The sequence below is a fragment of the Maricurvus nonylphenolicus genome (genome assembly GCF_042854845.1).
GTDB lineage: Bacteria > Pseudomonadota > Gammaproteobacteria > Pseudomonadales > Cellvibrionaceae > Maricurvus > Maricurvus nonylphenolicus.
Map to the genome: position 1 here is coordinate 3,692,421 of NZ_AP031498.1, position 14,484 is coordinate 3,706,904.

The window sequence follows — 14,484 nt, forward strand, 5'->3', positions numbered from 1 at the left end:
ATTAATATAGACATCTTTTAGCTACAGTAAGGGATATGCGCTTGTGAGCTGTCTTATGCTGCTCTGAGGAAATTAAAAATTTCGTAGTTGAGGTGTTATTCCCTAACATGATGGGCACTTATTTAATAATCCATTCTATAACACCTTTCACGAATTAAATTCAACGATATAAAAGACAGACCCAACAGGTGATAACATGACAATCAATTTCGAAGGCCAGGTGGCCATAGTAACCGGTGCAGGTAACGGCTTGGGTCGTTCTCATGCACTGGCACTGGCCGAGCGCGGAGCCAAGGTAGTTGTTAACGATCTGGGCGGCGCCCGCGATGGCAGCGGTGCGTCCTCCGATGCGGCTATGGAAGTGGTTCGTTTGATCGAAGAAAAAGGGGGAGAAGCCTTTGCTCATGGAGCCAACGTCGCCAAGTTTGATGAAGTTGAAGACATGGTCAAACAAACCATGGAAAAATGGGGTCGCTTAGATATCCTGATTAACAACGCCGGTATCCTACGCGATAAATCCTTTACCAAAATGGATTTGGCCGATTTTCAGTTGGTGATGGATGTTCACTTAATGGGCACGGTTAACTGTACTAAAGCCGTCTGGAACATTATGCGTGAGCAAAACTATGGCCGTATCGTTGTAACCAGCTCTTCCAGTGGCATGTACGGCAACTTCGGCCAGTCCAACTACGGCGCAGCCAAAATGGCGGTACTGGGCTTTATGAACACCCTGGTACTGGAAGGTGCCAAAAACGATATCCGAGTCAACGCTCTGGCCCCCACTGCCGGCACTCGTATGACCGAAGACCTGATTCCTGCGGAAATCTATCAACTAATGACCGCCGAATCCGTGACTGCCGGTGCCCTAGCCTTGTGTCACAAGGATGCCCCCAATCGCATGATTCTGTGTGCCGGTGCCGGCGGTTATGCCAGCACCCGCCTGTTTGAAACTAACGGTATTTTCCTCCCGCAAGCACAGCAGACACCTGAAAATGTTATTGCCCAATGGAAGACTATTTGTGACATCAATAACCAGTCTGAACTGGAAACCGGTGGTAAGCAAACAGAGAAGTTCCTGACCAAAGCTATAACCTACGTGCAATCTGAACAGTAATTTATAACTGATTTGCTTTACGCCCGGCTACTTTGTGCCTCTCTCTCGCTGTCTGTCACAGCTGCTTTGTAGCCGGGCTTTTTTTAGAGTTCTTCTTAAGGAATCATCATGAAAGAAGCCGTAATTGTTTCCGCTGCACGCACACCGATCGGTAAAGCCTATCGTGGTGCTTTTAATAATCTCGAAGCGCCTTCACTGGCCTCTCACGCCATCAATGCCGCTATCGAACGCGCCGGTGTGGACCCGGCTGAAATTGACGATTGTATATTCGGTGCCGCGCTTGAACAGGGTTCGCAGAGTATGAACCTCGGCCGCACGGCCGCCATGGCTGCAGGCTTACCGGTTAGCGTATCTGGCATGACCCTGGATCGCCAGTGCTCCTCCGGCCTGATGTCCATTGCCACCGGCGCCAAACAAATCATCTGCGACGGAGCCCCACTACTCATTGCTGGTGGCTGTGAATCAATCAGCCTGGTTCAGAATGAGCACATGAACATACACAAGATAATTGATCCTCTTGCGATGGCCCATGCACCTGCGGTCTATATGCCTATGTTGGATACCGCTGAAGTGGTCGCCAATCGGTACGAGATATCCCGCGATGCGCAGGACGAATACGCACTGCAATCACAGATGCGTACTGCGGCCGCACAGGAATCAGGCAAGTTTGCTGATGAAATCGTACCCGTAACCGCCACCAAGCTGGTGACCAATAAAGAGACGGGAGAAACCACTGAGGAGCAGGTTACGCTTTCAAAAGACGAGGGTAATCGCCCGTCCACTACCATCGAAAGCCTGACTGGTTTGAATGCCGTGCGCGAAGGTGGCTCCATTACCGCCGGTAACGCCTCGCAGTTGTCAGATGGCGCCGCGGCTGTGGTAATGATGGACGCTAAGCTGGCCGAGCAACGTAATGTCGAACCACTGGGCATTTACCGTGGCATGGCCGTTGCTGGCTGCGAACCCGACGAAATGGGTATTGGCCCTGTTTACGCCATTCCTAAACTATTAAAGCGCACCGGCCTAAAAATGGAGGACATCGGCCTATGGGAGCTCAATGAAGCCTTTGCCGTCCAGGTGCTCTACTGTCGCGACCAACTGGGTATTCCCAATGACCGCCTCAATGTAAACGGTGGCGCCATTTCCATAGGTCACCCCTACGGCATGAGCGGTGCTCGCATGGTTATGCACGCGCTTATCGAAGGTAAACGTCGCGGCGTTAAGTATGTGGTAATTACCATGTGTGTAGGAGGTGGCATGGGAGCGGCTGGGCTGTTTGAAGTGGTATAACTTCATAGCCTCTAAAAACATAGAATTTCAAAAAGCGTCTTCTCTAAGAGCTCGCCTTATCAAAAAGACGAAGCCCCGCACTAAATTGCGGGCTTCTCCCTGTTAGCTCCAAAATACGGCTGTGCGCAAGAACACCCAAAAAGCCGCCAGCATCGCCAGAAACAATAACTACCCAATCTCAACGCCGACATTGTGAAAATCGCAGGCAATCTCCACAGCCAGAAATAAAATACTGAGTGCAATGGCGGCCTCCATCGGTGATACGGGTATTCGTACCCACCCCATTGGGGCGAGCACCAGCACTATAGAGCAAGCCAGTGAAAAGCCGGTCACCAACTAAAGAATATATTTTACCGCCCCCGCTATAATCAACAGACAGACAAGAAAAATAAGATAGTCATACCCTGTAAGGATATGTGTGATGCCTAGCCCCAGGCGCTCTCGCACAACACTAAAACGAGACTCCTTCAAGGGCAGTTCTATGCGTAAATTGTCCGGAGTGCTTAATACGGTACCCGTTTGCCCCGATAACCAATGGATTCTCACCAGAGTAGCAAGTGAAGGGTTATTCAATGGATATTGGACCTCTACGGCCTTCCCCCCAAGATTGTTCGCACAACGGTAAAAAGCTCGACCAGACTGCGCTCTCCGACCCAGCGACCTAGCCTCAGTATGTAACCCCTGCTTGCATCCCTGCGGCAAAATAATATCCGGGCGGTTAAGCGCAGAAACCGTTGAGGGAGTTTTCCAGTGCACCGAATAAGCACTATTGTCGTATTCACTAATCTCGACAAAAAGCGGGCGACTATCATGGGAATTTTCCATTGTATTCCCCATCAAGAAATGCCTCCACGAGAGCTGAGTTTCCTCTGCACTTGTGGACAAAACGCATCCAACAAATAAGCATATTGCTATACAGGCATTCGCGATTCGTAGCATTAATGTCTTTCTCAATCGTGATGTCTTCAGGTATAAGTAACTACATATACACAATCAGGGGATTTACAGTCAGCGGATATATTTATTTAACATGTCTGGAAAAGAATTTTCTCAATTCACCGAACGCATCTATAGATTCAGGCGAAGTCATTGGCGCTATATAGCCCGCATGAGAAATACCTTCGAATACGTGAAGATCCGCAATAGCACCCGAAGCTCTTAACTTTCGATGAGTGCGTACAACATCGCTTAGAAAAAGATCTCTTGTGCCGGAGAAAAGAATGGTCGGAGGAAACTCATGGAAATCACCGTATATCGGTGAGATTAGCGGATCTTTCAAATCATTACCCGCTGCATAGAGTTTCGCCGCCTCAGCCAAAAAGCCGTCATAACCGCTAAGCACACGATCCAATCCTTTATTAGTGTACAAGGTATCGCCGGTTTTTGTTAAATCAGCCCAAGGCGTGCCGGCATAGATCATTGCAGGAACTTCCAATCCAAGTGCTTTGAACTGGTGTACAGCCGCCAAAGCAAGTCCTCCGCCCGCTGATGTACCACCAATCGCAAGCGATTGTGGCGATCGCGATTTGAGCAGGATTTTGTAGACGCTAACAACATCATTTACAGCGGCTGGATACGGGTGAGCTGGGGGCATCCTGTAGTCTATCGCTAACACGGGAACGGAAACACTAGTCGCGATCAGCATCGCTTCGCCAATGCCGGTTTCACCTCCGCCTAAGACATAAGCTCCACCGTGTAGATATATAAATAGCCGGTTTTCGTTTTCAGGTGATACTTTGTCAGGGGTTATACGATAAACCGATACACCCGCTATATCATCATGCTCAATTTTCCCCGGGAATTTTTCTCGTGAGGCTGATATTACTGGTGTTCGCAACTGCTTAGCTAGCTCAACTGCGGCTTTCCACTCATGTTCATTAGAGGGTACCTTGTGTCCTCTAAAAGGATTTCGCTCGGTATTGCGAAGTGATTTTTGTAGCTCCTCACTTGCTCCTGCAGGTATCGGAATAGACCGGGCATCAAGAATCAGATTTTTTTCTTCTACACTAAACACGTCACTACTGAATAGGAATATACAGGCAAGAAGAATCCTACATGCCGGTTTAAAAGTTCTTATTACGTGTTTTAATCTCGATTGATCATTCAACTGATAAACAGCTCTGAGATTATTCCAGACTAAATGCATCAATTATCTCCAGTTTATTACTCAATAAACGGTGCTGTTTTATATAAACTATCGATCTCTAGCTTTTCCGTTTATTTGACGATAGATACTGCCAACCCCGCACTAATTTCTACCTTAAATACCGAAATATTGATTCGACGGGCAGCCACAATGTGCACCTCAAAGGTGTTTAGACAAGGCGTGTCAGCGTCAATGAAGTGCTCTGTAGCGAGCACCAGACTCATAAACAGGGTCAATACGAAAAAAATAAAGACCCGTTACGAGACTCTCGTTAAGGTAGGACAGATCGCGCGTGAATAACCCTTATTTAACGCCTGACAAAGTTAATTGTTGCTATAGGACAGAGTGCTCGTTTTTTATTACTTTAGCGATCGAGACATGAAGAAACTGATAAAGACGATGGAACTACCTCAATATCGACATAGAGTAAGACTAGCGTCCGTAAATAAGGAAAACGTAGAAGTCATGGGCTTTGAAAGGAGTGCCGCCATAACCATTGACGGATTGGAGATATGGGGATATCTAAAAGGGCCGAATAAATAAGAAGGCTCTATATCTGCTTGCACGCTATTCTACGTTTCGCAACGCAAGCTTTTGCCGGTGCCGGTGCCGGTGCCGGATAATTAATTCTTGACGGTAAACGTGACGCTCACCTTTCAACCTGAATTCACCCCGAACAACGAAAAAAGCCCTGACATTGCTGTCAGGGCTTTTCGTATATGGCGCACTCGGAAGGATTCGAACCTTCGACCGCTCGGTTCGTAGCCGAGTACTCTATCCAGCTGAGCTACGAGTGCGTCGATGGCGCGTATAATAGGGATCTCCCCCTTCAGAGTCAATGCTCTTTTAAAGAAAATTTCATATTAGTTTTCAGCGACTTAGGACACGGTTAAATATTGTGCCATAAAGCAATATTAACCCTTACCAGGAACCGGTGTTTTCCATACTGACCCAGGGTTCCTGTGGCGCCAATCTGTCGCCCTTTTGCAACAACTCGATCGAGATACCATCCGGGGAGCGGATAAACGCCATATGGCCATCACGGGGCGGGCGCAAGATAGTGACACCCGCATCCTGCAGTTTTTGGCAACTGGCGTAGATGTCATCAACCAGGTACGCCAGGTGGCCAAAGTTACGGCCGCCGTCGTAGTCTTCTGTATCCCAGTTGTAGGTCAGCTCTAACTCAGGGCTAGTTTCGGCTTTGGCTCGCTCCTCGTCGCCGGGAGCAGCTAAATAAGCCAGGGTAAAGCGGCCCTGCTCGTAGTCCTTACGACGAATCAGTTTCAGACCCAGTTTGTTGCAGTAGAAATCCAGGGAGGCATCCAAGTCCTTTACACGGACCATGGTGTGTAGATAGCGCACGGTGTTCTCCTTTATACAGGCAATCATGGTTGTAATGACGGCAAGTCTACCTAAAGCACCGCTTTATCCATAGCTTTTGTGACCCAGCACAAATAAGAATAATTCTCATTTATTGACATACCACCAAACAGAATATAAACTGCCCACCAAATGATAATGATTATCATAAACAAATAAGGAATTGGGATATGTCACAGCTTTGCCAACACCATCGTCAGCAGCTATTGAAGGCCTCCCCCAGTCAGGCCAAGGATCAGTGGCAGCAATTAATGCAGCACGGCCATCAGGCCCACGAGTATGAGGATTTTCAGCGGGCCAGCCTGTTTTTTAGCAGCGCGCTGGAAGCTGCTGAGCTACTAGAAGAACACAATGTCATGGACAGCCTAAGCGGGGATTTCCTGCAGATGCAGTTTTTGGCCAGTCATAACTTGTCAGCGTGTTTTGCCGCTCAGGGAATTGCCGCCAAGGCCGCTGAAGTGCTGCAACACATTCATGGCAAGCTGCTGAAGGTGTGTGAATCCGTGACCTCGTCGCGTATGGAGCGTATGGGGGCACTGGGGATTTTGGATAACAGTTTATTTTCACTGACCAGTTGTTTGGGAAATATTGGGTTGCTGGATGAGGTTTATCGGGTGATTCGGGAGACTGAGCAGGTGGCTAGGGTTACAGAAAGAGGGTTGTGGCATTGAGACGCGTTAGGAAGCGGCAGGTTAAGAAGCGGGATCGGTTGCGTCTTGGGTGGTTTGGAGGCGCTTCTAACTAGTTAGGAGTGATCTGCTGCTCGGGAGGGATTGACTCATAACAGCCTAGGGGCTGTTATGACCGCTATGCGGCTCGCTGCGCTCGGTCCCAAATGCTCAGCCGCATTTGGTCGAACCGTTAGGGTTCTCGCCCTCCCTTGCAGCTGTCACACAAAAAGAAAGGCCCCCACGTTTTCACGTGGGGGCCTTTCTTTTTGTGTGATGGCGGAAAGGGAGGGATTCGAACCCTCGATACCTTGCGGTATACTCCCTTAGCAGGGGAGCGCCTTCGGCCACTCGGCCACCTTTCCAACGGGGCGGAATAATACCACATTCGACTGAAAATCAAAGACTTATGTGGGATTTTTATTCGGTTAATTAATAAACGAATGAAAGGCTTAAATCGAATAGGCAGATACAGAAAAGGCCTGGTGATTAGCCAAGCCTTTTGCGGAACAGCAGGGTTGAATTAACCTGTTTGCTGATCTTGATCTTGTTTTTCGCGCTGAATACGCTGATAGATCTCTTCACGGTGCACGGCAATTTCTTTTGGCGCATTCACACCAATACGAACCTGGTTGCCTTTCACACCCAATACGGTAACGGTTACTTCGTCACCGACCATCAGGGTTTCGCCAATGCGGCGAGTCAAAATTAACATTGTAAATCTCCTTTGAGCATCCTGTGAGAACAGCGGCGTTCCCCCGCTGCGGTCTTTCTTACCCTAGCCCTTACCGCCGTTTGATGATCACCGGCAGGAAGCTTGCCCTGCATATCCAGCAATCTTATAAAGTATTGTTCAGCTTGCTAGAAAAATAAAAACAATCCCTCGTTTACAGCTAACCAATTTGTTATGTCTTTGACCCTCTGATAGTCGGCTAGGTTCTAAACTTTACAGAAACTTACCCAAACCAGCCAACTACAGAGCAAATTGGCGCTAAAACCGACTTACTTCTCTTCCTGTGCTTCGGCATCCAGACCAAAAGCAGAGTGCAAGCCACGAACCGCCAATTCCAGGTAGCGTTCGTCAATGATTACCGAAATCTTAATCTCAGAAGTGGTAATCATCTGGATATTGATGCCATCGGCCGCGAGACAGTCGAACATTTTCGATGCCACACCGGCGTGAGAGCGCATACCCACGCCCACGATGGAAACCTTACAGATCTTGTCGTTAGCGGTTACGCCGCGCGCACCGACTTCTTCACAAACTTTTTCCAGTACACCCTGGGCCTTGGCCATATCGTTGCGGTGAACGGTAAAGGTCAGGTCGGTGGTGTTATCGGCAGCAACGTTCTGAACAATAACGTCAACTTCGATATTAGCCGCGCCGATTGGCGCCAAAATACGGGAGGCAACACCAGGAATGTCCGGTACACCCAGAATGGTTAATTTAGCTTCATCGCGGTTGAAAGCAATACCGGAAACAACAGGCTGTTCCATTTCAGCATAATCCTCATCGAGGGTAATCAGGGTACCAGGGCCTTCCTTAAAGCTGTGCAGGACGCGCAGTGGTACATTGTACTTGCCGGCAAATTCTACGGCGCGGATCTGGAGCACTTTGGAGCCCAGACTTGCCATTTCCAGCATTTCTTCAAAGGTAATCTTCTCGAGGCGCTTGGCACCATCAACCACACGTGGGTCGGTGGTATACACACCGTCAACGTCGGTATAAATCTGGCACTCATCGGCTTTCAGGGCTGCAGCCAACGCAACACCGGTGGTGTCACTGCCGCCACGGCCCAGGGTGGTGATATTGCCGTTCTCATCAACGCCCTGGAAACCCGCCACAACCACAACGCGACCAGCGTCCAGGTCGGTACGGATATTCTGCTCGTCGATGCTCTGAATACGCGCTTTGGTATGGGAATTATCGGTCAGGATACGTACCTGGCCACCGGTATAGGAACGGGCGTCCCAACCGCGCTTTTTCAGCGCCATACACAATAAGGCAATGGTGACCTGCTCGCCGGTGGATACCAAGACATCCATCTCACGGGGATCAGGGGATTCCTGAATCTCGTGGGCCAGGCCAATCAAACGGTTAGTTTCACCGCTCATTGCCGATACCGCCACAACCATGTCGTGACCCTGCTCGCGGAAACTGGCTACCTTGTCAGCCACCGCTTCAATTCGCTCAATGGTGCCTACAGAGGTACCACCGTATTTCTGTACAAATAAACTCATGTCGAGGTCTCAGCCCCTAAGTCCTGACTAGTAGGAGGAAAAATGGGCGCCAATTAAACACTAAACCGGCGCAAAAGTTAACCAGTCTGGCACTAATTTAGCGCCAAATTCGGTTGGAATTCGCATAAAGGCCGGGGATTATACCCATAGTTTGAGCAAAATGGGGAACTGACGTGCTACAACCCCCGGCTAGTTGGTAGCTATAGCTGGCCTTTTACCCAGTCAACCACCTGATCCAGCGCACCGTCCAACGCCGCCAGATCGCTACCCGCGCCCTTGGCTTTATCCGGTTTACCGCCACCTTTACCACCCACCAGAGGGGCAAAGAACTTGATCAGGTCACCGGCTTTCACCTTGGCCTGTACCTCTTTGGAGACACCGGCAATCAGGTTGATCTTCTCACCAGCTGGGCTGGCCAGCAGTACTACGGAATCACCCAGCTTGTCTTTCAGCTGAGCTACGGTGTTATCGAGGGACTTCATATCGGCCCCTTCCAGCTTAGCGGCCAGCACCTTGATACCGTCAACATCGACGGCGTTGCCCGCCAGATCGCTACCCGCAGCAGCGGCCAGCTTGGCTTTCAGTTGCGCCAGCTCTTTTTCCAGCTGACGGTTCTGGGCGACCAGCGCAGAGACCTTGTCGCTGACATTGTCACGACTGCCCTTCACCAGCTTGGCAGTGTTATCCAGAGTGGACTCGGTTTGATCGAACAGTGCCAGGGCTTTCTTGCCGGTCACACCTTCAATACGGCGCACGCCGGAAGCGATACCGGATTCAGACACAATGCGCATCAGACCGATATCACCGGTGCGGTTTACGTGGGTACCACCACACAATTCTACCGAGAAAGCGGAGCCCTCAGCGTTATTTTCACAAGAAGTACCCATGGAGAGAACACGAACCTCATCACCGTACTTTTCACCAAACAGAGCCATAGCACCTTTGGTTTTGGCGGTTTCCATATCGCACAGATCGGTGGATACAGCACTATTTGCCAGAATCTGGTCATTTACCATCTGCTCGATGGCTTTTAGCTCATCGGCTTTTACGCCTTCGAAGTGAGAGAAGTCAAAACGCAAGCGCTCGGAATCCACCAAGGAGCCCTTCTGGGTCACATGATCACCCAGCACTTTACGCAGTGCGGCGTGCAGCAGGTGAGTGGCGGAATGGTTCAGGGTAGTGGCCTGGCGAACATCACCTTCAACGGTACCTTCCAGGGTTTCGCCTTTATTGACAGCACCCTGCAGCACCACACCGATATGCAGGTGGTTATTGCTTTCTTTGCTACAGTCACGCACTTCGAAACGCCCTGCGCCACCGGCCAGGTAACCACAGTCGCCCACCTGACCACCGGATTCGGCGTAGAACGGGGTGCTATCGAGAACAATCACGCCCTCCTCGCCTTCGTTCAGACTGTCGACTTCGTTACCGTCTTTAAACAAAGCTACCACGGTGCCGCTGTTATTGAGGCTATCGTAACCGGTAAAGGCGGTTTCACCGTCCAGTTTCAGGCCAGCGGTGTAATCCACTTTAAAGGCACCAGCGGCACGGGCACGGGCACGCTGCTCGGCCATACGCTCTTCGTAACCGCGCTCGTCGATGGTCATATCGCGTTCACGGGCAATATCGTTGGTCAGATCCAACGGGAAGCCGTAGGTATCGTACAGGGTAAAGACGACATCGCCTGGAATCTCGGTACCCTGCATGCCTTTCAGGGCTTCTTCCAGTACCGCCATACCTTTATCCAGGGTCTTCTCGAACTGCTGTTCTTCAGCCAGCAGGACTTTTTCAACCTGGGCTTGTTGCTTGGCCAGCTCTGGGTAGGCTTCACCCATCTCAGCCACCAATGCACCTACCAGCTTGTGGAAGAAGGCATTCTTCTGGCCCAGTTTGTGACCGTGACGGATAGCGCGGCGGATAATACGGCGCAATACATAGCCACGACCTTCGTTGGACGGCAGCACACCGTCAACCACCAGGAACGCACAGGAACGGATATGGTCGGCAATTACACGCAGGGATTTGTTTTCCATATCGCTGTTGCCGGTCGCTTCCGAGGCGGCCTTCAGCAGATTCTGGAACATGTCGATTTCGTAGTTGGAGTGTACGCCTTGCAGCAGTGCAGCAATACGCTCCAGGCCCATACCAGTATCAACAGAGGGCTTAGGCAAAGGATCCATGGTGCCATCCGGGCTGCGGTTAAACTGCATAAACACCACGTTCCAGATTTCGATAAAGCGGTCGCCATCTTCTTCCGGGCTGCCTGGAGGGCCACCCCAGATATGCTCACCATGATCGTAGAAAATCTCGGTACAAGGACCACAAGGACCGGTATCACCCATGGCCCAGAAGTTATCGGAGTTGTACTTCTCGCCTTTATCACCAATGCGGATAATGCGCTCAACCGGAACACCCACTTCATCTTTCCAGATGTTGTAGGCCTCATCGTCATCCTGATAAACGGTGACGGTCAGCTTTTCGGCAGGAATACCAAACCACTCTTTGGAGGTCAGCAGTTCCCAGGCGTAGTTGATGGCGTCTTGCTTGAAGTAGTCACCAAAGCTGAAGTTACCCAGCATTTCGAAGAAGGTGTGGTGACGGGCGGTATAACCTACGTTTTCCAGGTCATTGTGCTTACCACCGGCGCGAACACAGCGCTGGGAGCTGGTGGCACGACTGTAGTTACGCTTGTCGTCCCCCAGAAATACGTCTTTAAATTGCACCATACCGGCATTAGTGAACAGCAGGGTCGGGTCATTGCCCGGTACCAGTGAACTGCTGGGCACAATGGTATGGCCCTTGGTTTCAAAGAATTTTAAAAAGGCGTCGCGTATTTCTGCGCTCTTCATCGGTTGCTCTTTCCTGTGGCTCTATCTTATGAATTGGGGTGCCAGCTCTCAGCTGCTTACACGCAGCAGGCTCAGCGGGCCCAAGGATAGTGATATAATAAAAAGCGCGTAGTATATAGGGAAGTTGAGCGGGTTTCACCGCATCTGGCCGAAAGACAGGCCTAGATACGGTGATTGGCTAGCGGAAGCTAACCTGGAGATCTGGTTTGTGAGCCATTAACTGCGAGAGAAGCGGTATAGCAGGTTGGGCTCGCTCAGAATATAAAGGTCGCCATCGGCATCGACAGTCACCCCTTCAGGCTGTTCAATCGCTTCATTCAGACCCGCATCACCGCTGTCCAGATCCAGATAACCGTAGGTATTACCCTCGATATCCACCTCAGTTACACGCTTGGACTCTTCACTGAGAATTAACAGGTGATTGGTTTGACTCAAAAACTGCAAGCCAGCCAGATCGGTGTTGCCCAGCGTACGGGATTCCATATCCCAAGGGATCGAAAAATTGATACCGAGCTGAGTAGGATCTAACAGGCCATCAACCTGCAAAAGACTGCGGGGGCGCTTTTCGTTAACCACAAACAGACTGCCTGTTTGTGGATCAACTGTAATACCTTCGAAACCCCGGTTATGTTTGGTGAAAGCAAAGGGGATTGCAATGCTGCGGTACATATCGCGCTCGAGGACCTCCAGCCCGTCCAGGGTATCGATAATCACGATGCTGCGACGGGTTTCCTCAGTTACGGCATATCGGCCTTCACCCAAATAGGTTAGTCCCTCGGTATCATGGAAGCCTTCAAGCGGAATTTTTCTAAGTAGCTCACCCTCAAGGGTCAATTCGAGCAATATCTCGGGGTTATTCACCACCGCAAACAACGTATTGGTATCCGGGTTATAGGTTATGCCAGAGGCATTATGGGCAACAGAATCAATCACCACTGGCTCAGCAGCCAACTGATAACTTTCCAACTCCATTCGCGGACCTGTTTGGATAATGGCCTGGGTATTTAACGGAATTAAAGCCACTATCAACGCGGCAGACACCAACGCCGAAACAGATGAAGTCAGCGGACGACGACGTACGCTCTGAGAAATACGTCCCACCATAACCTTGCGGGTACGATGGCAATGAAAAAGACGAGAAATTGGCGAAAAAAGCTGTAGCACGCGACTGCCCCCATAAAAACAACTTTGGGCAGCCTACGTCGGATTTATGTCAACGTCATGACAGCTAAATCATCAAATGTGGGCCATCTCACAGTATCTGGCCCAGCGGCGGGAAAGATGAGGGGTTGTTCGCAGCTAAAAGCCCAACTGGCTCTCGTCGAATTCCTTGTTGCCCAGCAGGTGCATATGCAAATGGAAAACGGTCTGGCCACCACCTTCGCCATTATTCACAATCAGGCGAAAGGCATCGTCAATGCCCAACATGCGTGCGATATCACCCACCTTAAGCATCAGGTGCCCTAACAGAGCCTGATCTGCTTCCGTAGCATCCGCCAGTTTAGGGATCGGCCGTTTGGGGATAATCAGCACATGGGTAGGCGCTTTGGGCGAAATATCCTTAATACAGATACAGTGCTCGTCTTCGAACAGTTTCTCTGCCGGTATATCACCGTTGATGATTTTGCCGAAAATAGTGTCTTCAGCCATAAGCCAATCCCTCTGTGCTGTTTGCTCTATTAACTCTACTTTTGTTTAGCGCGGTGTGCTTCTTTTTCGTCTTCGGTTAACTGGCGAGCCTCACCTTCCAGCATAACGGGAATACCATCACGCACAGGGTAAGCTAAACCACTGGCCCAACACACCAGCTCATCCTGCTCTTTAATATATTCAACCGGTGCTTTGCTGACGGGGCAAACCAGAATACTGAGGAGTTTTTGATCAATCATGTTCTATACCTTCTAATATTGGCGCCAGTTTACCAAGCTCCGCAATAACTACCAATCCTCTTCTTGGCCTGTTATTCAGCCAATTTAGGCATAGGGCCTACTAATAACTGGGGATCGACTCGCTGATTAAACCAGTTCATGCGCCAATCCAAATGAGGGCCGGTAACTCGTCCAGTCGCGCCTACTTCGGCAATGGGGTCACCCAATTTAACTTCCTGCCCTTCTTCAACCAATATTTTGCTGAGGTGAATAAAGCTCGAAGACAATCCATGGCCGTGGTCGACAATCAAGGTACCGCCAGAGAAAAACATATCATCATAGGCCAGTAACACCTTGCCACTTGCCGGAGCGACCACCACAGTACCTGTTGGACGTGCCACATCAACACCAAAATGCGGGCGACGCGGTTCACCGTTGTAATAGCGTTGACTGCCGTAGACGCCAGTAATGGGACCAGTCAACGGCCATTCAAACTGCTCCCTGAAATCCTGCCGAGTTGAATCCACTTTTCGAGCCTTGCGGGCCAAAGCACTCTCTTTGCGTATACGAGCCAATTGGTCGGCCGGGGGATTTACTGTTTTGGCGGGAACGCCCTCTACCCGTTGAATGCGGTATTCACGTTGCTTAACGCTAAACTGGTGCTCTTGTGGCTCCTGCCCTTTTACCTCAGTGATAACGGTCACCTGCTTGGCAGCATCGCGCCCCAGCCCAATGACAAATACACCATCCTCAGCCACACGGACCTGACGCCCCAGAAAGCTCACTTTGGTTCCCGGTTCAACCTGACCACGTAACACAGCCCCCTGTTGCCACTCCCCCTGAAACTCAAGAGCCTCGACACCGCTGGCCATCAATACAGATAATATGAAGATATTTATCCAGCCTGTTTTCATACACCTAAACCCAA

15 protein-coding genes and 2 tRNA genes are annotated in these 14,484 nt (G+C 50.2%); 3 read left to right on the forward strand and 14 right to left on the reverse strand.

Features of this window, described 5'->3' with window-relative positions; translation table 11 throughout:
- The first annotated feature begins 196 nt into the window (after positions 1-196).
- Both ACGHZ6_RS16100 and ACGHZ6_RS16105 read left to right on the forward strand, forming a co-directional pair.
- Positions 197-1,114, forward strand: coding sequence for an SDR family NAD(P)-dependent oxidoreductase (locus ACGHZ6_RS16100; protein WP_390615017.1), 918 nt, complete (start codon positions 197-199; stop codon positions 1,112-1,114).
- 108 nt (positions 1,115-1,222) lie between these two features.
- Positions 1,223-2,404 carry an acetyl-CoA C-acyltransferase gene (locus ACGHZ6_RS16105; protein ID WP_390615018.1) on the forward strand — a complete coding sequence of 394 codons (1,182 nt, stop codon included), beginning with the start codon at positions 1,223-1,225 and terminating at the stop codon, positions 2,402-2,404.
- A gap of 168 nt (positions 2,405-2,572) precedes the next feature.
- Here the strand turns inward: ACGHZ6_RS16105 and ACGHZ6_RS16110 are convergent, their stop codons facing one another.
- The 6 genes from ACGHZ6_RS16110 to gloA form a co-directional block, all read right to left on the reverse strand.
- Complete coding sequence (locus ACGHZ6_RS16110; RefSeq protein WP_390615019.1) at positions 2,573-2,689, reverse strand: hypothetical protein; 117 nt, start codon at positions 2,687-2,689, stop codon at positions 2,573-2,575.
- A gap of 51 nt (positions 2,690-2,740) precedes the next feature.
- Complete coding sequence (locus tag ACGHZ6_RS16115; RefSeq protein WP_390615020.1) at positions 2,741-3,229, reverse strand: hypothetical protein; 489 nt, start codon at positions 3,227-3,229, stop codon at positions 2,741-2,743.
- Between the two features lie 196 nt (positions 3,230-3,425).
- Positions 3,426-4,550, reverse strand: a complete 1,125-nt coding sequence (locus tag ACGHZ6_RS16120; RefSeq protein WP_390615021.1) for an alpha/beta hydrolase — start codon at positions 4,548-4,550, stop codon at positions 3,426-3,428.
- A gap of 71 nt (positions 4,551-4,621) precedes the next feature.
- Positions 4,622-4,774, reverse strand: a complete 153-nt coding sequence (locus tag ACGHZ6_RS16125) for a hypothetical protein (protein ID WP_390615022.1) — start codon at positions 4,772-4,774, stop codon at positions 4,622-4,624.
- A 496-nt stretch (positions 4,775-5,270) separates the two neighbouring features.
- Positions 5,271-5,347, reverse strand: a tRNA-Arg gene (locus tag ACGHZ6_RS16130).
- A gap of 124 nt (positions 5,348-5,471) precedes the next feature.
- Complete coding sequence (gene gloA, locus ACGHZ6_RS16135) at positions 5,472-5,912, reverse strand: lactoylglutathione lyase (RefSeq protein ID WP_390615023.1); 441 nt, start codon at positions 5,910-5,912, stop codon at positions 5,472-5,474.
- Positions 5,913-6,100: 188 nt separating this feature from the next.
- On the opposite strand from gloA, the gene ACGHZ6_RS16140 reads away from it, so the two are divergent.
- Complete coding sequence (locus ACGHZ6_RS16140) at positions 6,101-6,601, forward strand: hypothetical protein (RefSeq protein ID WP_390615024.1); 501 nt, start codon at positions 6,101-6,103, stop codon at positions 6,599-6,601.
- Positions 6,602-6,875: 274 nt separating this feature from the next.
- Here ACGHZ6_RS16140 and ACGHZ6_RS16145 read toward each other — a convergent pair.
- The 8 genes from ACGHZ6_RS16145 to ACGHZ6_RS16180 form a co-directional block, all read right to left on the reverse strand.
- Positions 6,876-6,963: transfer RNA gene (locus ACGHZ6_RS16145), tRNA-Ser, on the reverse strand.
- A gap of 158 nt (positions 6,964-7,121) precedes the next feature.
- A complete protein-coding gene (gene csrA, locus ACGHZ6_RS16150) occupies positions 7,122-7,313 on the reverse strand; it encodes a carbon storage regulator CsrA (RefSeq protein WP_390615025.1) in 192 nt (63 codons plus the stop codon).
- Between the two features lie 287 nt (positions 7,314-7,600).
- On the reverse strand, positions 7,601-8,839 hold the full coding sequence (locus ACGHZ6_RS16155) for an aspartate kinase (protein ID WP_390615026.1): 1,239 nt from the start codon (positions 8,837-8,839) through the stop codon (positions 7,601-7,603).
- A gap of 200 nt (positions 8,840-9,039) precedes the next feature.
- Positions 9,040-11,688, reverse strand: a complete 2,649-nt coding sequence (alaS, locus tag ACGHZ6_RS16160; protein WP_390615028.1) for an alanine--tRNA ligase — start codon at positions 11,686-11,688, stop codon at positions 9,040-9,042.
- A 216-nt stretch (positions 11,689-11,904) separates the two neighbouring features.
- Positions 11,905-12,852, reverse strand: a complete 948-nt coding sequence (locus ACGHZ6_RS16165) for an SdiA-regulated domain-containing protein (RefSeq protein ID WP_390615029.1) — start codon at positions 12,850-12,852, stop codon at positions 11,905-11,907.
- A gap of 135 nt (positions 12,853-12,987) precedes the next feature.
- Positions 12,988-13,338 carry a histidine triad nucleotide-binding protein gene (locus ACGHZ6_RS16170; RefSeq protein ID WP_390615030.1) on the reverse strand — a complete coding sequence of 117 codons (351 nt, stop codon included), beginning with the start codon at positions 13,336-13,338 and terminating at the stop codon, positions 12,988-12,990.
- 35 nt (positions 13,339-13,373) lie between these two features.
- Positions 13,374-13,577, reverse strand: a complete 204-nt coding sequence (locus ACGHZ6_RS16175; RefSeq protein WP_390615031.1) for a Trm112 family protein — start codon at positions 13,575-13,577, stop codon at positions 13,374-13,376.
- Between the two features lie 71 nt (positions 13,578-13,648).
- Entirely contained in the window at positions 13,649-14,470 is an 822-nt protein-coding gene (locus tag ACGHZ6_RS16180; protein ID WP_390615032.1) for a M23 family metallopeptidase, read from the reverse strand.
- Positions 14,471-14,484 lie beyond the last annotated feature (14 nt).

Excerpts from the sequence above, each read along its gene's own strand:
- ACGHZ6_RS16100 (WP_390615017.1), top strand. The coding sequence starts at position 197 with ATGACAATCAATTTCGAAGGCCAGGTGGCCATAGTAACCGGTGCAGGT.
- ACGHZ6_RS16105 (WP_390615018.1), top strand. The coding sequence starts at position 1,223 with ATGAAAGAAGCCGTAATTGTTTCCGCTGCACGCACACCGATCGGTAAA.
- ACGHZ6_RS16110 (WP_390615019.1), bottom strand. The coding sequence starts at position 2,689 with ATGGGGTGGGTACGAATACCCGTATCACCGATGGAGGCCGCCATTGCA.
- ACGHZ6_RS16115 (WP_390615020.1), bottom strand. The coding sequence starts at position 3,229 with ATGGAAAATTCCCATGATAGTCGCCCGCTTTTTGTCGAGATTAGTGAA.
- ACGHZ6_RS16120 (WP_390615021.1), bottom strand. The coding sequence starts at position 4,550 with ATGCATTTAGTCTGGAATAATCTCAGAGCTGTTTATCAGTTGAATGAT.
- ACGHZ6_RS16125 (WP_390615022.1), bottom strand. The coding sequence starts at position 4,774 with ATGAGTCTGGTGCTCGCTACAGAGCACTTCATTGACGCTGACACGCCT.
- ACGHZ6_RS16140 (WP_390615024.1), top strand. The coding sequence starts at position 6,101 with ATGTCACAGCTTTGCCAACACCATCGTCAGCAGCTATTGAAGGCCTCC.
- csrA (WP_390615025.1), bottom strand. The coding sequence starts at position 7,313 with ATGTTAATTTTGACTCGCCGCATTGGCGAAACCCTGATGGTCGGTGAC.
- ACGHZ6_RS16155 (WP_390615026.1), bottom strand. The coding sequence starts at position 8,839 with ATGAGTTTATTTGTACAGAAATACGGTGGTACCTCTGTAGGCACCATT.
- alaS (WP_390615028.1), bottom strand. The coding sequence starts at position 11,688 with ATGAAGAGCGCAGAAATACGCGACGCCTTTTTAAAATTCTTTGAAACC.
- ACGHZ6_RS16170 (WP_390615030.1), bottom strand. The coding sequence starts at position 13,338 with ATGGCTGAAGACACTATTTTCGGCAAAATCATCAACGGTGATATACCG.
- ACGHZ6_RS16175 (WP_390615031.1), bottom strand. The coding sequence starts at position 13,577 with ATGATTGATCAAAAACTCCTCAGTATTCTGGTTTGCCCCGTCAGCAAA.
- ACGHZ6_RS16180 (WP_390615032.1), bottom strand. The coding sequence starts at position 14,470 with ATGAAAACAGGCTGGATAAATATCTTCATATTATCTGTATTGATGGCC.